The organism is Rhodococcus sp. 5A-K4, from assembly GCF_046097995.1.
GTDB lineage: Bacteria > Actinomycetota > Actinomycetes > Mycobacteriales > Mycobacteriaceae > Rhodococcus_F > Rhodococcus_F erythropolis.
In genome coordinates this window covers 193,364-213,326 of the sequence record NZ_JBJURM010000006.1, presented here as the reverse complement: position 1 = coordinate 213,326, position 19,963 = coordinate 193,364, and the positions used below count along the sequence as shown (strand labels likewise).

The window sequence follows — 19,963 nt, the reverse complement described above, 5'->3', positions numbered from 1 at the left end:
TGCAGAAGGGCTGCTGAGATGGGGCGCGACTGAGAACGAGTATTTCGATCGAGGCGACTCAGTGGAACGGGCGCAACTCTCTCGATACAGAGTCCATACAACGGACAAATCCCCTACCTGCTCCGATAGAGTGCCTCGCTATGAACTCGAAGGCGGAAGCCGGTAGGCACAATCAGGTCGATCCGGGCCAGATCGAGTCGCGTGGACAGTTTGCTGAGGCGCTCACGGCGTTGCGGAAGGCAGCCGGACTGACGGTTCGCGAAGCGGTCGAGCGTTCGGGTGGTTTGCACGGAACCGTCAGCGGATGGTTTGCCGGCCAACACCTGCCGACGCCGGCGAGTACCCCGATGTTTTTCGCGCTCCTCGAGGCGTGCGGCGTCGATTCCGAGGATGAGCGGCAGCGCTGGATCAGTGCGGTGCAACGAGTGAGGCAGTTGACGGCCAGACGACGCGGCGACGCCACCGTTCCGTACCGAGGTCTCGAATCTTTCCGACAAGAGGACGCCGAGTGGTTCTTCGGTCGAGACGAACTCACTGCCAACTTGGCCCAACGGGTGGCGTCGGCGATACGAGGTGTCGGCCGCCGTCAGTTCATGGTGATCGGTGCTTCCGGATCGGGTAAGTCGTCGTTGCTGCGGGCCGGGCTCGCCCCCAAGGTTGCCGAGGGCGATTCACGGTTCGACGGCTGGCGGGTCGAAATTCTGCAGCCGGGTACGGGAGGAATTCCGTCGTCGATTTCCGACGAACCAACCGTCTTGATCCTCGACCAGTTCGAGGAACTGTGGACGCAGTGCGACGGTGATCGGCGCGAGGAAATACTGCGGACTCTCGCGGAACTCGGTGAGAACACCATCGCCGTCATCGGAATGCGCGCCGACTTCTACGGTCTCGCGGCGGAGGAACCGCTTTTGGTGCCGCTGCTCGACGATTCGCCGATGGTGGTCGGGCCACTGACCGACGAACAATTGCGCGAGGTGATCGTCGAGCCGGCGATCAAGGCCGGGATGACCGTGCAGAGCGAATTGGTTCAGGTTCTGGTATCCGAGCTGACACCACGCGGCTCGCGTACGGCGAGCGACCCCGGAGCTTTGCCCTTGCTGTCACACGCACTGTTGGGGACCTGGCAACGGTCGACGCGTAAAACTCTGACCGTCTCGGATTACTACGCCACCGACGGGATTGCCGGAGCCGTCCAGCAAAGCGCGGAGGAAGTGTACGGCGAGCTCACAGAGCGGCAGCAGCAGTTGGCGCGCAGGATCTTCCTGCGATTGGTCAACGTCGACGAAGTGACGCAGACGCGTCGGCGTGCACCGCGCACCGAACTCTTCCTCGGTGACGACGTCGACGACGTGAACACCGTCATCGACCGGTTCGCCTTACGGCGCCTTCTCACCGTCGACGAAGAGACGGTCGAGGTTTCGCACGAGGTCTTACTGTCAGCGTGGAGTCGGCTTCGCGATTGGATCGACTCGGACCGCGCCGGCCTGGCGGTGCATCGCCGGTTCACGTACGCGGCGCAGGTGTGGGAAGACAGTGGACGCGACCCCGGCGCGCTGCTCGGACCCGCACGTCTTCACCTGACGGAAGAATGGCTGAACTCGGTTGAACTCGGTCTCCCACTGGAACCGAGTCGGACCCGCGCCGCCGACCTCAACGCCACCGAGCGGGAGTACCTCGCTGCGAGCATCGAGCATCGTGATCAGCAGGAATTTGCCGATCGCCGACGTACACGCGTTCTGCGACGGCTCGTGACTGCGTTGGCAGCCGCGTCGGTGATCGCTCTGGTGTTGGCGGTGGTTGCGACCGTCGCCGGTATCGGAGCGAATCGTCAACGTGTCCAAGCAGATACCGCGCGAGACGAGGCGATGTCGCGTCAGGTGGCCACCGAGTCGATCAGGATGCGCGAGCGGGATCCGTCGCTGGCGTCGCAGCTTGCTCTGGCGGCATTTGCGGTCAACGAAACGACCGAAGCCCGCTCGGCATTGCTGGATGCGTCGGGCGTTCATTCGGCTACTCGCATCATCGGACCGCCCGGCGCGATGAAGGCCCGGATAAACCCAGCCGGAACTGTTGTGGCGGTGGGTGGTTCGGATGGGAAGGTCAGACTTTATCCGATGGTGGACGGTGTGGCCTCAGCTGTTCCGCAGGCGGAGTTCCTCGGAGTCTCGGAGGGCACGGCGCTCTTTGCCGTCGCCTACAGCCCGGACGGACGGCTGCTTGCGACCGGTGGCGCCGGCGGCGCTGCGCTGTGGGACGTGTCGGATCCCGAGAATCCGGTCCGTGGAACTCTTCCCGTCGACGGTGAACGCGTAGTGCAGGACATGGAGTTCAGTCCAGACGGAACCAAGCTGGTCGCCGGTACCTCGACGCCTGACGTCCTGCGATGGAACATCGACGTTTCGGCGAATGCCGTTGCCTTGCCTTCTCTTCCGCACCCAGCCGATGGCATCGTCACCGCGACGTTCAGTCCTGACGGACGTTTCCTCGTGGCGGGCGGGCGTCAATCGACACTTCGTGTGTGGGACGTCGCGAAGTGGGGTGAGGAATCGGCGCCGATCTTCGCGACCGAGCCGAACGGCACCACCGTCCACTACCTCGGCGTCGCCTTCAGTCCGGACGGACGCGAGCTTGCGGCGGGAACCACTGGCAGGGAGGTGGTTCGGTGGGACATGAGCGATCCGGCGCGCCCCACTCCCCTGCCGGCGCTGACGGGATTTTCCAGCTACGTCAACGAACTCAACTACGGCAAAGACGGAACACGTCTTGCCGCAGGAAGTTCCGACAACTCCGTGCGCGTGTGGGACCCCCGAACCGGGGCGCTGATCGAAACACTTCCGGACAGTGGGGCGGTGACCACCGTCGACTACAGCGACGACGGCCGCAACCTGGTCACCGGAGGACTCAACGGTGTGACTCGCGTGTGGGCTCTACCGGGTCCGGTCTGGGCGGGAGCTCGGGACACGATTTTCACCAGTCCCTTTGCCGCGGACGGCTCGCGTCTGGTGGCCGGCGTCGGGGCCAGGGGCGGCGCGATGTTGGCGTGGAACACCGAGGATCTCGATCGCCCCGCGGTGATGCCGGAGTTGAAACCGCAAGGGGCCGACTCTTTCAGCGGTGCATCGGCGGTGTCGGCAGACGGGAACCTGGCTGTGAGCGGCACCGGCGGCGGCGGTGCCTATCTTTGGGACCTGAGTGATCCGGCGTCGCCACGGATCTACAGCGAACCCGCGGTGTACGTGAAGGGCATCGTGGCGGTCGTCGCGTTGAATCCCGCCGGAGATCTGCTGGCGGTGTCCTCGCAGGACGACAACAGCATTGCGTTGGTCGACGTTTCCGATCCATCGGAACCGAAGCTGCTGTCGTCGACCGATGTCGGCTCTTACCCGCAGATGATGGCATTTCAACCGGGCGCCGACATACTGGCGATCGCGAACGCCAAGAACGAAGTGGATCTGTGGGATGTGTCGAACCCAGCGTCGCCCCGGGTGGCGGCGACGGTGGGTGGATTCGAAAGTTACGCATTAGCAGTGTCTTTCAGCACCGACGGAACGCTGTTGGCCGCCGGAAGTGCGGATCACAGTGTCGCCGTGTGGGACGTACGCACACCGTCGGCACCCGAGGAGCTCGCTCGTCTTCTCGGTCCCGAGGGCGCAATCTATTCGATCTCGTTCAACCGCGCCGGTGATCGGCTCGCTGCCGGTGTCGGCGACGGAACCGTCTGGCTCTGGGATATCGAGACGCCCTCGCAGTCAACACGATTTGCGACGCTGTCCGCCTACCCGGGTCGCGTCAACGACGCTCAGTTCGCCGGCGAGAGTGACATGATCGCGGGCAGCGGGTCGGACAAGACCGTTCGCTTGTGGGGAATCGACCCCGACAGCGTCGTTGATCGATTGTGCCGCACCGCAGGATCTCCCATCACGGAAGCCGAATGGGAGCGTTACCTGCCCGGTGTTCCCTATCAGGATCCGTGCGCCGGCTGACGTGGGTCAGTTCATCCAGAACTCGAGCGCCGGTTCCCGACCCAGCTCGCCTCCGCTGCCGGTGATCACCAGTCCGGCGGAGGTGAGCTGGTACGTCACGTCCTTGTTGGTGACGGTGAATCCGTTGCCGGTGGGCGTCGGATCGTCGAGTTCGATGGTGGCGCCGTCGCTCAGCCGTTGACCCTTGTAGTAGTAGCGGCCGACTCCCGTTTCGCAGATGACGATTCGTGATCCGGTCGTGACGGCGATGGCGACGGCAGGATTGGTGGAGTTGCAGCTGGGGCCGCCGGAGATGAAGCCCTGACGGTTGGTGCCAGAGACGGTCGGCGCCGGGCCGATCGAGGTTGTGACGCGTGGTGGCGTCGTCGTTTTCGGCGCTGTGGTGGGTGCACTCGGTGCCCGAGTCGTGGTCGTGGAGTACGAGTACGGCGTCGTGTAGGTGAAACTCCGCGAACTCGCTTCATCGGCGGCGTTGCCGAAAGCGGCGGCAAGCAGCCCGAAGAATGCGATCCACACGATCACGGCCAGGATGCCGAGTGCGGTGAAGATGTAGCCGATGATCAGTCCGGCAAGGGCGAGTCCGTCGCCTTCTTCGCCGGTCCGTTTGATCTGGCCGCGAGCGATGTGCCCGAAGACGATCCCCAACGGCGCGATGAGGAACGCGAAGACGAGGGCGAGCACCGCGAGTGTGTTCGTCGGGCGCCTGCCGTACGGATCGGGCTGCCCGTACGGAGCCGGTTGCCAATTCTGATTGCCCTGGTACCCGTACCCACCCTGATCGCTCATGAGGTGAATCTTGGCATGGACTTGGCCGAAGAGTGCAGGTGATCGCTAGTTTCGGGTACGTGTCTCGAGCTGAGGTGCGATGGTCGGCCAATCGTCGTCGGTCATCGCGAACAGCGCTGTTGTACGCCAACTGCCGTCGACGCGGCGCCGGTGCTTGCGCAGCAGGCCCTCGAACTGAGCGCCGAGCTTTGCGATCGCTGCCCTGGACTGTTCGTTGAACTCGTCCGTGTGCCACTCGACGCGTACGGCTTCGAGCTGGTCGAAGGCGTGACGAAGCAGGAGCAGCTTCGATTCGGGATTGATCCCGGTTCCCTGAACCGATCGCGACAACCACGTGTATCCGATTGCAAGACTGCGGTTTACCGGGTCGATCTGGTACATGGACGTAGTGCCGACCACGGCGTTCGTCGCGATGTTCACCTGCGCGAAGGCGATCCGATTCGGGTCGTCGGTTGCTGCAGCGATGTACTTCTGCGCCTGTTCCCGATCGGTGATGGGCGATGCGGTCCAACGAAAGATCGCCGCGTCGTCGGCCGCCGCGAGCAGAGCGTCGGTGTGCGCGACGCCCAGGGGTTCGAGTCGGACACGATCACCGGTCAGCGTCGGTGATTCGAACCATGATGCAGTCATCAGGCTTGCTCCCGTGAGTGAGTCGGAAGGTTGTTGTCGGAGTTCGCAATCTGATCGGTCCCACCGGCCAGCGGATACCGCAACGGGACTCGCAGGAACAGGAAGAAGAACACGGCGAGCAGGAGGACGTGGCCCCACACACTCGCCTGGACGACGGCTTCGTACTTGCTCGGATCGAGATTCATGTCCAGTTGGTAGAAGTACCGGAAGATGCCGATACCCAACGCCGCGTCGGCGATCAGATAGGCGACGATCCAGAACCACCGGATCTTGAACAGTACGAGGAAAGGCAGGATCCACAGTGTGTACTGCGGTGAATTGACCTTGTGCAGCAACACGAATCCGCACAGCATCGCGGCACTGACTGCAATCCACGGAAAGTAGCCGTCGCGGACGTAGCGGCGCCAACCCAGATACATCGCGAGCGCGAACGACAACAGGATCATCACCGGAGACAGGATGCTCACCAGTGCGTCGTAGTCGGCGTTGAGCTCGCGAACTCCGAAACCGTAGAACGGGCGCAAACCCCAGAACCACACCGAGTTGGTGGTGATGTCGGCGCTTCGCTTCTCCTGGAAGCTGAACGACGCGCGCCAGCCTTCGTAGGAAATGAGGGCGAACGGCAGGTTGACGAGGACGACGGTGACGATCGCCGCGCCCGCCGTCATCAGCGCCCCACGAACGTCGTAGCGCTTGCCTTCGGTGCCGCGTAGAAGCACGTAGGCCATGAGCGGCAGCACGAACATTCCCGGGTACAGCTTCAAACAGAAACCGATCGCCAGGATGACGGCCGCCAGAACCGCGCGAGTTCGCAGCGGGATCCGCTCGAACGTCATCAGGAAGATCGCGCCGACGCTGGTGGCCACCACCGGGAGCTCCCAGTTGTGGAATGCGTACAGAACCAGGGGCGGAGTCGCCGACCACACGAGCGCGTACGCGCCGCTCATCTTGCCGAGCATCCACGCCGTGAGCAGTCCGAAAGGAGCCAGGATCAGGGCCGAGTGCAGAAGGAAATCGGTGTCGGTGTGTGAGCCGATACCGCCCAGCCACATCAGAATTCCGCTGAGCACCGGGTATTCGACGGTTCCGCCGGTCAGGAATCCTTCGGGCGTTATCCCTCCGGTGACGAAGGGGAACAGATGCTGATCGATACCTCGTCCGAGCCAGAGCAACTGAATGTCGGAGTAGCAGACGTCGATGTTCTTGTTGACGTCGAAGTTCAGGCTTCGGCCGTCGGGCGCGAACGGTGCACCGCCGCATCTGGCCTTGTTGAAATAGCCCAGCGCCATCGTCAGCCCGCACAATCCGACGACCAACGCCAGGATCGACGCCGGGGTCTTGCGGTCTGTTCGCATGATTCTCACCCTAGGGGGCGCAGTGGCTCGCGGGGTGATGCGTCTGCACCACGCGTCGCGCATCGATCTGGTGGTCTTCCCGGAGGGCCGGGACGATTTCCCTGGTCAAGGCCCCTCGTGTAACCTACGAGGGTTGCTGACGCAACGACCCTCCTGCCACGGATAGTCCGTGGCCGTTTTCACTTAGTCCACAGGAGGTGATGAGGTCTTATGCGTCATTACGAATTGATGGTCATCCTTGACCCCAGCCTGGACGAGCGCACTGTCGCTCCTTCACTGGATACGTTCCTCAATGTTGTGCGCCAGCACGGCGGCACGATCGACAAGGTCGATGTCTGGGGTAAGCGTCGTCTCGCCTACGAGATCCTGAAGCATGCTGAAGGTATCTACGCGGTGATCGACATCAACGCCACTCCCGCCACCGTCGCTGAGCTCGATCGTCAGCTCGGTCTGAACGAGTCGGTTCTGCGCACGAAGGTTCTGCGCCACAACAAGTAATTACTGTCGGTAGCGAGCTCTACTCTCGCGCCCAACGGTCTTACATCAATGCAGGAGGAACCACATGGCTGGCGACACCATCATCACCGTCATCGGAAACCTGACGGCTGATCCTGAACTTCGTTTCACCCCGGCGGGTGCCGCGGTTGCAAACTTCACGGTTGCTTCCACGCCCCGCACCTTCGACCGTAATTCCAATGAATGGAAAGACGGCGATGCGCTGTTCATGCGTTGCAACATCTGGCGCGAAGCAGCCGAGAACGTCGCGGAGAGCTTGACCCGTGGTTCACGAGTAATCGTGAGCGGCCGGCTCAAGCAGCGTTCGTACGAAACTCGCGAGGGCGAAAAGCGAACTGTCGTCGAGCTCGAAGTCGATGAAATCGGTCCTTCACTGAAGTACGCCACGGCAAAGGTCAACAAGGCCAACCGTGGTGGCGGCGGTGGAGGCGGCAACTTCGGCGGTTCCTCCGGCGGATCGGGTGGCGGACGTCCGAGCGCTGCACCTTCGGGTGGAGACGATCCTTGGGGCAGTGCGCCTCAGGCTTCGGGCTCCTTCGGTGGTGCGGGCAGCGACGAACCGCCCTTCTGATCCGTACCTGATCAGGAACATCCAGAAAAGAGCAAAGACATGCCGAAGCCGCCCTTGCGCGACAAGGTTATGAAGAAGAAGGTCTGCACCTTCTGCAAAGAGAAGAACACGCAGATCAACTACAAGGACACGACGTTGCTTCGTAAGTACGTCAGCGATCGCGGAAAGATCCGTGCTCGCCGTGTCACCGGCAATTGCGTCCAGCACCAGCGCGACGTTGCCATTGCCGTCAAGAACTCACGTGAGGTAGCACTGCTGCCTTACGCCACCGTGGCTCGCTAAGGAAAGGGAGGAAAGAACATGAAGCTCATCCTCACCGCTGACGTGGACAACCTCGGTGCGCCTGGCGACACCGTGGAGGTCAAGGACGGCTACGGCCGTAACTACCTGCTCCCCCGCGGACTGGCAATCGTCGCCACCCGTGGCGCCGAGAAGCAGGTCGAGGGCATCCGTCGTGCACAGGAAGCGCGCGCTGTGCGCGGCCTGGATCACGCCAAGGAGCTCAAGGCAGCTATCGAGGGCCTCGAGTCCGTAACGCTGACGGTCAAGACCGCCGGTGGCTCGGGCAAGCTCTTCGGTTCGGTTACTGTCGCTGACGTCGCTGCTGCGATCAAGGCTGCCGGTGGACCGGTTGTCGACAAGCGCTCCATCGTGTTGCCGAAGGCTCACATCAAGAACACGGGCAAGCACGCCGTGGTCGTGAACCTGCACCCCGATGTGGTTGCCAAGTTCAACCTGAACGTCGTCGGCGCATAGTCGACTGTTCGTCTCGCCGGGCCCCGCACACTTCGGTGTGCGGGGCCCGACGTTTTGTTTCGGGGTGCGGTGTGCCGCCTGACAGCGTCCCGAATCGGACCTGGGGATAACTCTCACACTGTGATGTTCGACTTGGTGATCAGTGACGAATCGGGCGAGGCAACACGCCCGACACGCCGACGCGCCGACTGTGGAAAAACTATTTTCATCAACAGGCCTGTGAAATTGTGGATAGCCATCTACCTGGTCTTTTGTAGTTACTAGGCAAAGTAGTCCCCAAATGCTCCACAGGCGGTGCACACCGTGGGGCGGGAGTTTCCACAAAGCATCCACAGGTTTATCCACAGTCCGGTTTGTATGCGGACCTACTAGTCCCTAACGTCATCTCGGCGTCTATCTACAGCCCGGCCGAATGCGGCTAGGGGATGTCGGTGGGGGCAGGTACAAATGATGAGGGCGCTGCGGTTTCTGGCAGTGTCGTCGAGTGTTTTACGGGAAGGTCTCGCTTGTGGCTGTTGTAGATGATCGAGGACCTTCCGACTTCTCAGGGCCGGACTACCCGGGCCCTCCCGAGGCCGAGCCCGACCAGGAGTTCGGACGCCAGCCACCTCAGGACATGACTGCCGAGCAGTCGGTGCTCGGCGGCATGCTGCTGAGTAAGGACGCCATCGCTGACGTCCTCGAGGTACTGCGTCCGGGTGACTTCTACCGGCCCGCCCACCAGTCCGTCTACGACGTGATCCTGGACCTCTACAGCCGTGGCGAGCCCGCCGACCCGGTGACGGTCTCCGCCGAGCTCGACCGTCGAGGTGAGCTCCGCCGTATCGGTGGTGCTGCCTACCTGGTGACGCTGACCCAGACAGTGCCCACAGCCGCCAACGCCGCCTTCTATGCCGAGATCGTGGCCGAGAAGTCCGTGCTGCGTCGTCTGGTCGACGCCGGTACTCGCATCGTCCAGTACGGCTACGCCGGCACCGAGGGCCAGGACGTGGCCGAGGTTGTCGACCGCGCGCAGGCCGAGATCTTCGAGGTCACCGAGCGTCGAACCACCGAGGACTTCGTACCCCTCACCGAGCTCCTCCAGCCCACGATGGACGAGATCGACTCCATCGCCAGCCGAGGCGGAATTTCCCTCGGTGTGCCCACCGGATTCAAGGATCTCGACGAGATCACCAACGGCCTTCACGCTGGTCAGATGATTATCGTCGCGGCTAGACCTGGTGTGGGCAAATCGACCCTTGGAATGGATTTTTTGCGTTCCTGCTCCATCACGCACGGCATGGCCAGCGTCATGTTCTCGTTGGAAATGAGCAAAACCGAGATCGTCATGCGTCTGCTGTCCGCAGAGGCAAAGATCAAGCTCGGCGACATGCGCTCCGGAAAGATGACCGACGACGACTGGACCAAGCTCGCGCGTCGCATGAGTGAGATCAGTGAGGCGCCGCTATTCATCGACGACTCCCCCAACCTCACTATGATGGAAATTCGCGCAAAAGCGCGGCGGCTCAAGCAGAAACACGACATTCGCCTGATCGTGATCGACTACCTCCAGCTGATGAGCTCAGGTAAAAAGGTCGAGTCCCGTCAGCAGGAAGTCTCCGAATTCTCCCGTAGCCTAAAGCTTTTGGCGAAGGAGCTCGAAGTTCCGGTTGTCGCGATCTGTCAGCTCAACCGTGGTCCCGAACAGCGAACCGACAAGCGTCCGCAGGTCGCCGACCTTCGTGAGTCCGGATCGCTCGAGCAGGACGCCGACATGGTGATTCTGCTGTACCGCCCCGACGCGACCGAGCGAGACGATCCCCGTGGCGGTGAAGCCGACCTGATTCTGGGTAAGCACCGTAACGGCCCAACCGCGACAATCACTGTGGCGCACCAGCTTCACCTGTCCAAGTTTGTGGACATGGCCCGGGGATAGTGGCTGCCGCCATCGCCTGAAGGTGGGACGGATTTCAGATCTTGTGAGATCCTGCTACAAGCACCAATTCGATTCCACTAGTGCAAAATTCGGTTTTTCTACAGGTGGGGTAGTGCTGCGGTGAGGAAGACGATGCCGAAGGCGACACCGGCAATGCCGGTGAGGATTCCGACGATACCGGCGCTGCTGTCCCCCGGATCGTGTCCGGGGGTGTCGGGTCGGCGAGCAGCCAGTGCGGTTCCGATGGCGGCGGCACCGAGGAGGATGCCGAGGCCGAACATCCAGAACGTCAGGATCGAGAGGGCACCGAGCATCAACGCCATGTCGCTGTATTCGTCGCTGTTGATCGGGCGGTGGTGATCCCACCAATCGGGCGAGGTGTGCGGGCGGGATTCGGTGTTGTCGGTGTTGCCGGTGTTGTCGGATTGTTCGTGCGGGGGGATGGTGGATGCAGTCATGGCAGCTAAAGGGTTCTCGCGCTGATTCTTTCGTGTGGTGGATGGGCCGATCGGCCATACGGGCGCAGAGGGGATCGAAAGAGCGGTGGGGATCGAACGGGCGGTGGGGTGAGTCCCGAGCACGCATCGCGTGTCTTCGGAACGCACCCCACCGTGGGAACGCTCGTCCGGGCCAGCAGGATCAGGCTTCGACCTGCACCTGCTTTGTCGCTTCGATGGTTTCGGTACGTGAGGGCGGTCCGGAGGAGACCTCGATCCGCCGCGGTTTCGCCTTCTCCGCGATCGGCAAGGTCACCGTCAATACGCCGTTGTCGTACGAGGCGACGATCTGTTCGGCGTCGATGTCGTCGCTGATGGACAGCTGCCGTTTGTATGTTCCAGCGAAACGCTCACTCGCCAGCCAGCTCACACCCTCTTCGGAGAGGGCGGTGCGGTGCGCGGTCAACGTCAGGGTCGAGCCGTCGATGCGGACGTCCACTGATCCTGGGTCGACGCCGGGAAGATCGGCGTGCAGGACGTACTGGTCCTCGACCTTGTAGAGGTCCATCGGCATGAACCGTGGACTGCGTCCGTTGCCGGTTCCCGCGGCGAGTACGGACTTGGTGATCGCGTCGATGTCGGTGAAAGGATCGAAACGAAGCACAGCAACACACCTCCCATGTCGTGAAAAGAAAGGTCACCGCCACTGTGGCGGTTGACCGAACTTACTGTGCGAGAACATGATAACCACACGAATTAGCACTCTGCAACTGAGAGTGCCAGATTTTTTCGAGGAGGGTCTCGGCCGCGAACAAGGCAGCATCGGAGCAGGAACAACGGCGGTTGCCAACCCCATGGGGTGGGGGCGGAACGGGAATTGCCGGTGTCGAGATGCTGTCAGCTGCCGGTCGAGTTCGTGCGGGATTACGACTGCCGCTGCGCCCAGCAAGATCGATGTTCGCGTACAACGGCGATTGCTTCAAACCCGTATTCTTGCAATGTGTTTCGATTCAGAAACTGCCGCGTCTCGTAGATTTCGAGCAGACAGGCGCGTTCTTCCATGGTGAGTTTGCGCTGACAGCCCTAAACTGCAGAAACGGCGGCGGGGGCTGACTTTGATGCGTGGTCAGCCCCCGCCCCGTATGCCCGGAACCTGTCGTGATGAACGAGTATCGCCGATTTCGGGAGTGCTTTGTAGTTGTGTTCGGGGCGGTCTGGCCTTGCTCGGTTCTTCGGGACACGAAGCAATGCAGAGGCTGTTTTCTCTCGCCCTCCTCAGGCGGATACGAAGGTCAGTTAATTCCGACGACTTCCTGGGCGATCGCCGCAAGTCTTGCCTGTGCAGCGGATACGACGCCGTGTCGGTTCTTGTGCGCTTCCTCGTACGCAACGATGTCTCGTACCTGTGCGGCGTCGGCCAGTTCCTTCACCGCGGAGACGGCCTGGGTGACGTTGAGTTCGTCGAAGTCTTCGATGGGAAGTTCAGCGGGGTCGAGTAACCCACTCGACTTGCGTACCGAACGGAAGACATCCGCGGCACCGTCAGCACCTTCTCGGCGAGTGACTTTCTCAGCCGTGGCGATGGCCGCATCCCTACTGGCCGACAGTGTTTTCACAGTCACGTCACCGGCATATGCGCCCCAGCTGATCAGCTCACCCAATACCGGCGGCGACGTGCGAACAGCGTCGATGGCACGGTCGAGACTGCGGGTGGACCAGGAGACCGGAACGTTGACCAGTCGAATGGCTGCTCCGGTGGCCGCTTGGAAGGGAGTGCGACGCAAAGCTGCCGGCCCCCCGAGTGCCTCCTCGGCAAGGACGGTGGTCAGCCAGTCCACAGTCGCGGAGTGTGCAGTGATGAGGCGGTCGGCCAACGCCGCGACGGTCTGATCGCCGCCGGCAGTGGCCAGGGCCTTGAGGTAGCGGGAGCGGTCGAGGAGTTGATGTTCGAGCGCAAGGTCTCCCAGTACAGCTTCGTCGAAGGGCTGGGCCTGTTCGACCATCGCTTTCACTCCTGCTGTCGCTCGTCCGAGGAACGGACCGACCGATTCCGGAACGCCACCCAGATCGCGAATCGTGGACTCGATGGAACTGGCCCTTTCTCGACCGTTCTCTGCGTTTTCCGTGAGTTCGCGTCGAACCGCTTCGGTTCTGGCCTGAGCGACGCGTGTTTCGGCGACCTGGATCTCGGCATGTGTCAGACCGAGGATGATGCGCAGCTGGTTGATCAAGGCGGACGTGGTTTCGGAGTTGCTCATATCGGGGTCGTCCCTTCGTCGGTGCGTGCTTTACATGATGTTCAGCTTGTGCTCGACGAGTGCTCCGCGGACCGCGGAGCCACCGCCGATACGCGGGCTACCCCGACCTACCGCCTAGTAACCACCGCAACTTCGCTGCGGATGTCGAACCGCATCGACGAGTAATTGGGCCAAGGGTGGCGAGGGCCGATTTCATGGTGGGGCGGCCTGATCCGTCCGCGAGGCTCTCGCAGTCCCTGTACCACCGCGCGTGTAGGTCGTTGGATACCGCGGACCAACATTCCGGATTCGCCGTGCGGCGGACGGGGTACGTCCAATGCGTCGTGACCCCGCAACTGATATGTCGACGAAACAGGCTGCCGAGCAACCCGTTCGAGTGTCGGCAGGTTGCCTGAAGCGACGACCGGTCGGTGTCGATGCAGAGAGTGGGATACCAGTGAACGTGGAAAGTTCCGGGCACGTTGATGCCGGCCAAGAGGGTACGACTGGATCCGAAACAAGTCCCGACACCGCTGACGGGGCGAAAGAGCTCGCGGACGAGATGGACAAAAGATACGAGCCTGGATCGAGAGAGACGGTCACGGTGCCCGGGACCGGCGGCACAGTCGCCGGGACAGCTTTCGCCGACCACGTCACGGAAATGTCGGACGAGAAGGTCGAAAACCTCGACGAACAGTTCTCGGAATTCCAGGCTCGTGCTGACGACAGGCATCATGAGGACTGACGGTCCAACCGCCCTACCACCGGCGCGCGGCCCGACGGTTCTCACTCAAACTGCGGTTCGAGAGTGCACCGGGTTTTGCGTAGTGGTTGGCCATGCCAAAGTTTTTCGAGAGGAATTGTGGATTTCTGTGGATTGGTAGCAACCGAAGTTCGATGCTGTCGGAACGACTGTGTCGACCTCATTGTGAGTCGACGCACCAGATGTCATCACGGATTCCCGGCCAGATCGAACGCAGGGTCAGCTCACAATGTTCAGCACTGCAGTCCGCGAGCCACGTAATGTTTGACGCCCTGGGTCCGTGGGCAGTATCGGATTCGGCCTCTCGGACAGACGTCACATGTAAGTCTTCACATGTAAGTCTGATGGGCCGCCCCGACTGCGTGCCCCCGATTTCGGCAAGGTGCGCATGGTCCGCCGACTGGATGTTCACAGCTGATGTCGGCGGACCACTCAGACCGCGGTTCAAACGGCGCGCTCGGGCCGTTCCGGTTCAGTGCGCGGCCCGGAGCGGACCACCGAGCACTGCGAACACCGGGACTGCGCATTTCCCCGCGGGATTCTCATTGGCAGAGTACGAATACAGTTGGAAACCTCTGGGCGACGAAGACCCGCTCAGTCGTTGACGGATACCGGATCCGTGTCGGTGACCACGAATCCCGCTGAGGCGGTGGTTCCTTCGGCCTTGTTCGGGTCGATCCGGAATCGCAATCCCTCTAGTAGCGCGGCGGCGGGGAGGGCTCCGATCTGATCGGGGGCGTTGATGTCAATGGCGAGGGAGTAGTCGATGGTGCCGTCCAACTCGCGGGCGGCGGTGAGATACCAGTTGCGCCAGTTGCTATTGGGGGTGCGATATCCGATCTGGCGAAGTTCCTCGGCTTTGAGCTCTCGCGCCTCGAAGTCGTCAGGATCGACCCGGACACGTGCCGCAGAAGTTCTGCCGACCGCTTATGGTCACCTTGCCCGGCAACGGTTTTCGCTTCCTGGACGACACGGTCACGTCCGCCCATGAGAGCGAGATACCGACGCGACGCCTCGACCGCGTGCACCTCCACACGGTTCTTATCGAACTTGTGTTGTCGGATGGCCGAGTTCAGGCATCGTGTCGTTTTTGAGTGCACGTCTGGGAAACCCGTGTCGACGTGCTCCTATGACGATCACGAGTGCTGGGGTCACGAGCACGACTGTGATCCAGCTCAGGGCTGGGGTTCCCACTGCGCTGAGGGCGATGCCGCCAGTAATCCCGCCCGCGGCGATCCCGATGTTCCAGCACGTTGTGAGGAGTGCTTGTGCGACGTCGCCCGCGGCACCTGCGGCATCAGCGATCGCAGTCTGCAGCAGAGTTGAGGTCCCGCCGAATGCGAGTCCCCACAGTGCCGCGCTGACATACACGAGAACAGGGATGCCTGAGAATACGCTCAGGACAAGGGCAGCCGCGGCCAGGAATGCGCAGGCCAGGATCATGAGCGTGCGCAGGTGCTGATCGATGAGGACACCGGTGATCCAGATGCTCACCAGCGAGATCAGGCCGAAGGTGAGTAGCACCGAATCGACATCACCGGTCATGTCGAGCGGGGCGAGGAAGGGCGCGATGTAGGTGAAGAGGATGTTGTGTGCGAACACGAACGTCAACGTCACGACGAGGATCGGAGCGACGCCGGGCAGGCGGAACGTGCTCGCCAGCGGCAGCCGGGCGTCCGAGTGCTGGCCGGGGAAGTTCGGAACGGCTGCGATGACCCACACGATCAGTGCGAGTGACGCCAGTGTCATGATCCCGAAAGCGAATCGCCACTCCACGACTTTCGCCAGGAACGCTACGGCAGGAACTCCGACGGAAAGAGCAACGGTCCCGCCGGCCATCGCGATGGCCATGGCCTTGCCGCGCTGATGCGGGGAAACCATCCGCCTCGCGTACCCGGCCAGAAGCGCCCACAGCAGGCCGCCGACGATCCCGCCTAGGAATCGTGCTGCCAGGGTGAGTGAAAAATTGCTGGAAAGTGCTGTGACCGTGTTGGCGACGGCGAACCCTGAGATCGCGAACAGCAGCAGGTGCTTGCGTTGCCAGCCGATTGTGGCTCGTGTGAGCGGAACTGCCGCGAGAATCGCTCCGATCGCGAAGACGGTGATGCCCTGCCCCGCCGCCGACTCACTTACTCCGAGGTCGTGACTCATCTGCGGCAGCATTCCGGCAGGCATGGTCTCCGTCAGGAGCGTGATGAAGCCTGTGGCAGCCAGAGCCAGCAGGCCCGCGAGAGGGAATCGGGTGTCAGCGACAGAAGGAGGTGGTGGGGTATCGGTTCGTGTCATATCCTTATCATCGATGTATGACATTAATGTGAGGGTCAAGTTCGGCCGTAGCGCGGGCCAGATAGAAGAGGAGTGGCGATGAGGATCGGCGAGCTCTCGCAGCGCACGGATACGCCGGTGCGCCTGCTCCGCTACTACGAAGAGCAGGAGCTGATCCATTCCGACCGGCTCCCGAACGGGTACCGAGATTACGAGGGCTACGTTGTCGACCGCGTACTGCAAGTCCGGGGCCTGCTCGATGTCGGTCTGCCCACCCGGATCATCAAGCAGATCCTGCCCTGCCTGAACAGTTCACAGGCGATTCACATGCCCTACGTCACCCCAGAGATGATCGCGACCCTCGAACACGAACGTGACCGAATGGCCGAGAAGATCGAATGCCTCACGAAGAATCACCGAGCTATCAACGGCTACCTCGAGGCTGTGAGCCGCGAGATCCGAGCTTCGTAACAAGAACACACGCCGACGACTAGTCGGATGCGCACAGCGAGCGGAAAGTTCCCGCGAATTCACCCCGCGGTCAGCACCCGGATTTTCCCCATCTCGACCGACGAAACCGAGGACACTCAGTCGCATAAACGGCGGCACCCGCACGCGGTAGGCGCAGCGGCAAGAGTTGCCAGGGAAAGAGCCGCGACGGTCGTTGCGGCCCGTGCTTTCGACTTGGCCATGAGTATCTCCAACTTCGATGTACGTATCACCGTCATGGCCGGCACCGCTGACGTGGCAATAATGGAGTCGCCGCCCACCGGCGTTCCCGGGACGCGCATGGTGCGCCTTCCGGACCACTGCCCGGCACTCCGTCACCGGTGGGCGGGTACTCATCGGCGAAGACCTCATGCACATCGGCTTGGTCGTCGCACCGAGGTTCGAAACTTTCGATGTCTATCGCCATCTGCGTTCGATCGAACCGCGAATCGACCACGCCTTCGTGATGAGGTCACAGCATCGCGATGCCTTCGCGTATTTCGCATACGAAGGGGTCGGTGCTGTCTCCTCGAACTCTCCAGTGCTGAGCGAGCATCCGAACGCGGCTGCACTGTGGGCGAGATACTCGAACTGCCACCACGCCGTGGGACACCTGGGTGTTTGCGTCGGCTGCTCATACGCCGAGAACGATGATTTTTGTCTACAGACACAACACTTCTGGGATAGTCCGTTTCCTGGGACAAAGCCGACGGGTTGCCTTCCCGTGAATATGTAATACACGTCACTCCGGATCAACTTCGAAAGGTTGACTTTCATGCGAAAGTCTCTGAAACATTTCGTGAATGCTGCAGCGGCGGTTGCGTTGTGCGCGACGCTAGGACTCACGGGCGCAACCGGAACAGCGGCTGCCGATACGCCCGGCATCCCGAGCGTCGGGCACGACTGGGCGAGCGCAGGGCCGTACACGCCGAATGTCTCGATCGGGCTGGTGCACACTCTGTACTACCCGCGCCAGCTCGGCGCGCGCGGCGAGAAGCACCCTGTTGTGATCTGGGGGAACGGGACCGGTGTGCTCCCAGGTGCGTACACCTCCTTGTTGCGCCACTACGCCAGCCACGGATTCATCGTGGTCGCCGCCAATACCCCGGCAAGCAACTTCGCCATCACCATGCGGTCGGGAATCGACCTCATCGCGGACAAGGCGGCCAGCCCGTCGAGCGTCTTCTACGGCAAAGTCGACCTGGAACACATTGGTGCGGTGGGGCACTCGCAGGGTGGGTCTGCGGCGATCAACGCGGCGATCGACGACCGCGTCGACACCGCCGTCGCGATCCAGCCAGGCCCGCTCAATGATGTCGATCTCATCGACGAGCCCGTTCTCTATCTGGCCGGCCAGGCCGACGCAATCGTTTGGCCGGCGATCGTGCGGGCGATGTACGAGGACGCAGACCACGTGCCTGCCGAGTATCTGGAACTGCGCGGTGCCACGCACTTCGGTACGGCGATCACCGGTGGCGATATGCGCGGGCCGAGCACGGCGTGGCTGCGGTACTGGCTACTCGACGATCCGAACGCCCGCACCGAGTTCTTCGGAGCGAGCTGTGGATACTGCACTGACACCCAGCAGTTCTCCGACTTCGACCGCAACGATCTGGCCATGCAGATCCCGGGGTGACGGTCAGATCCGGAGTTGTCGAAGACGAACAGCCTTCCAATCAGGTCGGCGGAGTCGCAAAGCTCAGATGACGACGTAGCCGTACATCCGTTCGCCCTGAGCCACAGCTCTGGTCGCTAGTTCGGCGAAGGCGGTCAGGAACGGCACTGAGTCCTCCGACGGTTCACTCGTCTCGTCGATCGCCCAGGCGGCCGCAGCGGCCGCGACGCCTTCAGCGTTCAATTCCGCTAGTGCATCACGCAATTCGTCGGTAACCGTGAGCACGAGGGTGTCGCCGTCGTCGCTCATTGCGACGAGTTTCCCGCAGCGTGGACCTTTTGCGACCTCGTTGTAGGGGCGAGCGGTGAGGGCTGCCTCCAGTCGGCCGAGCGCGACAACTGGATCGACGCCTTTCGCCTGCAGAACTGGAGTCCCATCCGCAGCCAACTGAACCCGCGGGCGAGAGGCATCGTTCGCCTCGATCACCGCTGGTTCCAAGTCGACGAGACCCTCGAGGGCGGAGGTGGCGTGCTCATCCGTGCGCGCGGTGAAGTAGTCGGTGATCGCAGACATGGCGCGATCATCCCACACACGATGCATCCCCACGTCCCGGAGTCCTTCCGCGACTTGACTGATCACCGTCAGGCGGAACAGGTGTGTGCTTCCTCGATCGCTTTCGCGAAAGAGCGGAGTCGTGGGCTTTCGAGATCGGTACGCCACACGAGGCCCAAAGCAGATTCGGGTAATCCGTTGATCGGTACGAATGTGATGTCCGAGCGCTGGCTGTATGTAGCGGTTGCTGCGCACAGGATGAGGCCGACCTGACTGAATGCGACCTGCGACAGGCCTTCCTGAACGGTGCTCGCCCCGCCCTGCGTGGGAATCGTGGCTCCGCCCGGCGTCGTGCTCGGGGAATTCACACGCTGCCAATAGTCGGGGGCGGGTCCGGTGATGGGTACCAGACAGATCTGCGCCAACTGCTCGGCGTCGATCACGCCCAGTTCACTGAACGGGTGATGGACTGAGACGGCCAGCATCTGGGGCTGTCGAGAAAAGACGAGCCCGGTTGTCAGCTCGGGCTCATCTACGGGGAGAAGTGCCACTGCCGCATCGATTCGCCCGGCGAGTACATCACTGAACGGATCACCCAGGGGTAATTCTTTGATGGTCACGCAAGTTTGCGGATGTTGTATCTCGAAGCGAGAGACAGCAGCCGCGATCGAATCGTAAATTGCTCCTTGGAAACCCACCCGAAGCGGCGTCGGCATGTTGCGTGCTCGTGACTGAGCGTCCTCGATTACTCCGACAAGCGCACGATGCGCGGGAGCCAACGACGCAAGAAATTCGGCGCCGAATTCAGTCAGGTGTACGCGGCGACTGGTGCGCGCCACCAGGCTGGTGCCGATACGGCGCTCCAACCCGCTGATCAGCTGACTGACTCGGCCCTGGGAGATGAACAGTCGTTCGCCGGTGCGACCGAAGTGCAGTTCTTCAGCGAGAACGAGGAAACACTCGATCTCACGCATCGGAGGCTCCGACATTTTCACTCCGACCTTCGACTCATTCGACCACTCCATCATGGCTCATCGATGAATTGAGCTAATGGTTGGATGAGCGATTCGCCGTTGATCCTTGGGCGTGCGGG

At 62.0% G+C, this 19,963-nt stretch carries 20 protein-coding genes and 1 pseudogene; 9 read left to right on the top strand and 12 right to left on the bottom strand.

What is annotated here, in order from left to right:
* The first annotated feature begins 140 nt into the window (after positions 1 to 140).
* The gene (locus ACKAMS_RS10790) at positions 141 to 3,983 is read left to right on the top strand and encodes a helix-turn-helix domain-containing protein (RefSeq protein WP_408989019.1); all 3,843 of its coding nucleotides are present in this window, start codon (positions 141 to 143) and stop codon (positions 3,981 to 3,983) included.
* Between the two features lie 6 nt (positions 3,984 to 3,989).
* Here the strand turns inward: ACKAMS_RS10790 and ACKAMS_RS10785 are convergent, their stop codons facing one another.
* The 3 genes from ACKAMS_RS10785 to ACKAMS_RS10775 are packed head-to-tail and all read right to left on the bottom strand — an operon-like array spanning position 3,990 to position 6,754.
* On the bottom strand, positions 3,990 to 4,769 hold the full coding sequence (locus tag ACKAMS_RS10785) for a DUF4190 domain-containing protein (RefSeq protein WP_408989018.1): 780 nt from the start codon (positions 4,767 to 4,769) through the stop codon (positions 3,990 to 3,992).
* 45 nt (positions 4,770 to 4,814) lie between these two features.
* Complete coding sequence (locus ACKAMS_RS10780; protein ID WP_408989017.1) at positions 4,815 to 5,399, bottom strand: GNAT family N-acetyltransferase; 585 nt, start codon at positions 5,397 to 5,399, stop codon at positions 4,815 to 4,817.
* Entirely contained in the window at positions 5,399 to 6,754 is a 1,356-nt protein-coding gene (locus ACKAMS_RS10775) for a glycosyltransferase family 87 protein (protein ID WP_408989016.1), read from the bottom strand. The genes ACKAMS_RS10780 and ACKAMS_RS10775 overlap by 1 nt, the downstream gene beginning before the upstream one ends.
* Positions 6,755 to 6,964: 210 nt before the next feature.
* Between ACKAMS_RS10775 and rpsF the strand changes: the two genes are divergently transcribed.
* From rpsF to dnaB, 5 genes are all read left to right on the top strand, one after another.
* Positions 6,965 to 7,252 (top strand): 30S ribosomal protein S6, encoded by a 288-nt coding sequence (rpsF, locus tag ACKAMS_RS10770; RefSeq protein WP_003941237.1) that lies wholly within the window; start codon positions 6,965 to 6,967, stop codon positions 7,250 to 7,252.
* Between the two features lie 64 nt (positions 7,253 to 7,316).
* Positions 7,317 to 7,841, top strand: a complete 525-nt coding sequence (locus tag ACKAMS_RS10765; RefSeq protein WP_003941248.1) for a single-stranded DNA-binding protein — start codon at positions 7,317 to 7,319, stop codon at positions 7,839 to 7,841.
* 39 nt (positions 7,842 to 7,880) lie between these two features.
* On the top strand, positions 7,881 to 8,123 hold the full coding sequence (gene rpsR / locus ACKAMS_RS10760; RefSeq protein ID WP_003941245.1) for a 30S ribosomal protein S18: 243 nt from the start codon (positions 7,881 to 7,883) through the stop codon (positions 8,121 to 8,123).
* Between the two features lie 18 nt (positions 8,124 to 8,141).
* Positions 8,142 to 8,597 carry a 50S ribosomal protein L9 gene (gene rplI / locus ACKAMS_RS10755; RefSeq protein ID WP_007735531.1) on the top strand — a complete coding sequence of 152 codons (456 nt, stop codon included), beginning with the start codon at positions 8,142 to 8,144 and terminating at the stop codon, positions 8,595 to 8,597.
* Between the two features lie 508 nt (positions 8,598 to 9,105).
* Positions 9,106 to 10,512, top strand: a complete 1,407-nt coding sequence (gene dnaB, locus ACKAMS_RS10750; protein ID WP_019746049.1) for a replicative DNA helicase — start codon at positions 9,106 to 9,108, stop codon at positions 10,510 to 10,512.
* 98 nt (positions 10,513 to 10,610) lie between these two features.
* On the opposite strand, the gene ACKAMS_RS10745 is transcribed toward dnaB, so the two are convergent.
* From ACKAMS_RS10745 to ACKAMS_RS10735, 3 genes are all read right to left on the bottom strand, one after another.
* A complete protein-coding gene (locus ACKAMS_RS10745) occupies positions 10,611 to 10,970 on the bottom strand; it encodes a hypothetical protein (protein WP_408989015.1) in 360 nt (119 codons plus the stop codon).
* Positions 10,971 to 11,151: 181 nt separating this feature from the next.
* Positions 11,152 to 11,613, bottom strand: coding sequence for an Hsp20/alpha crystallin family protein (locus ACKAMS_RS10740; RefSeq protein ID WP_408989014.1), 462 nt, complete (start codon positions 11,611 to 11,613; stop codon positions 11,152 to 11,154).
* A 628-nt stretch (positions 11,614 to 12,241) separates the two neighbouring features.
* Positions 12,242 to 13,207 (bottom strand): hypothetical protein, encoded by a 966-nt coding sequence (locus ACKAMS_RS10735; RefSeq protein ID WP_024488176.1) that lies wholly within the window; start codon positions 13,205 to 13,207, stop codon positions 12,242 to 12,244.
* A 436-nt stretch (positions 13,208 to 13,643) separates the two neighbouring features.
* Between ACKAMS_RS10735 and ACKAMS_RS10730 the strand changes: the two genes are divergently transcribed.
* The gene (locus ACKAMS_RS10730; RefSeq protein ID WP_256064139.1) at positions 13,644 to 13,931 is read left to right on the top strand and encodes a hypothetical protein; all 288 of its coding nucleotides are present in this window, start codon (positions 13,644 to 13,646) and stop codon (positions 13,929 to 13,931) included.
* 612 nt (positions 13,932 to 14,543) lie between these two features.
* On the opposite strand, the gene ACKAMS_RS10725 is transcribed toward ACKAMS_RS10730, so the two are convergent.
* The 3 genes and pseudogenes from ACKAMS_RS10725 to ACKAMS_RS10715 all read right to left on the bottom strand — a co-directional run bounded on the left by ACKAMS_RS10725 (position 14,544) and on the right by ACKAMS_RS10715 (position 16,235).
* Positions 14,544 to 14,729, bottom strand: coding sequence for a hypothetical protein (locus tag ACKAMS_RS10725; protein WP_408989050.1), 186 nt, complete (start codon positions 14,727 to 14,729; stop codon positions 14,544 to 14,546).
* A 54-nt stretch (positions 14,730 to 14,783) separates the two neighbouring features.
* Positions 14,784 to 14,938: pseudogene (locus ACKAMS_RS10720) on the bottom strand (alkyl sulfatase dimerization domain-containing protein); the annotation flags it as partial.
* Positions 14,939 to 14,990: 52 nt separating this feature from the next.
* Complete coding sequence (locus ACKAMS_RS10715) at positions 14,991 to 16,235, bottom strand: MFS transporter (protein WP_408989013.1); 1,245 nt, start codon at positions 16,233 to 16,235, stop codon at positions 14,991 to 14,993.
* 78 nt (positions 16,236 to 16,313) lie between these two features.
* On the opposite strand from ACKAMS_RS10715, the gene ACKAMS_RS10710 reads away from it, so the two are divergent.
* Positions 16,314 to 16,685, top strand: coding sequence for a MerR family transcriptional regulator (locus tag ACKAMS_RS10710; protein ID WP_070386004.1), 372 nt, complete (start codon positions 16,314 to 16,316; stop codon positions 16,683 to 16,685).
* 116 nt (positions 16,686 to 16,801) lie between these two features.
* Here the strand turns inward: ACKAMS_RS10710 and ACKAMS_RS10705 are convergent, their stop codons facing one another.
* Entirely contained in the window at positions 16,802 to 17,005 is a 204-nt protein-coding gene (locus ACKAMS_RS10705; RefSeq protein WP_408989012.1) for a hypothetical protein, read from the bottom strand.
* Positions 17,006 to 17,478: 473 nt separating this feature from the next.
* Here ACKAMS_RS10705 and ACKAMS_RS10700 point away from each other — a divergent pair, with 473 nt between their 5' ends.
* Positions 17,479 to 18,339, top strand: a complete 861-nt coding sequence (locus ACKAMS_RS10700) for an alpha/beta hydrolase family protein (RefSeq protein ID WP_408989011.1) — start codon at positions 17,479 to 17,481, stop codon at positions 18,337 to 18,339.
* A 63-nt stretch (positions 18,340 to 18,402) separates the two neighbouring features.
* Here the strand turns inward: ACKAMS_RS10700 and ACKAMS_RS10695 are convergent, their stop codons facing one another.
* Both ACKAMS_RS10695 and ACKAMS_RS10690 read right to left on the bottom strand, forming a co-directional pair.
* A complete protein-coding gene (locus tag ACKAMS_RS10695) occupies positions 18,403 to 18,891 on the bottom strand; it encodes a hypothetical protein (RefSeq protein ID WP_408989010.1) in 489 nt (162 codons plus the stop codon).
* A gap of 68 nt (positions 18,892 to 18,959) precedes the next feature.
* Entirely contained in the window at positions 18,960 to 19,859 is a 900-nt protein-coding gene (locus ACKAMS_RS10690) for a LysR family transcriptional regulator (RefSeq protein WP_408989009.1), read from the bottom strand.
* Between the last annotated feature and the right edge of the window lie 104 nt (positions 19,860 to 19,963).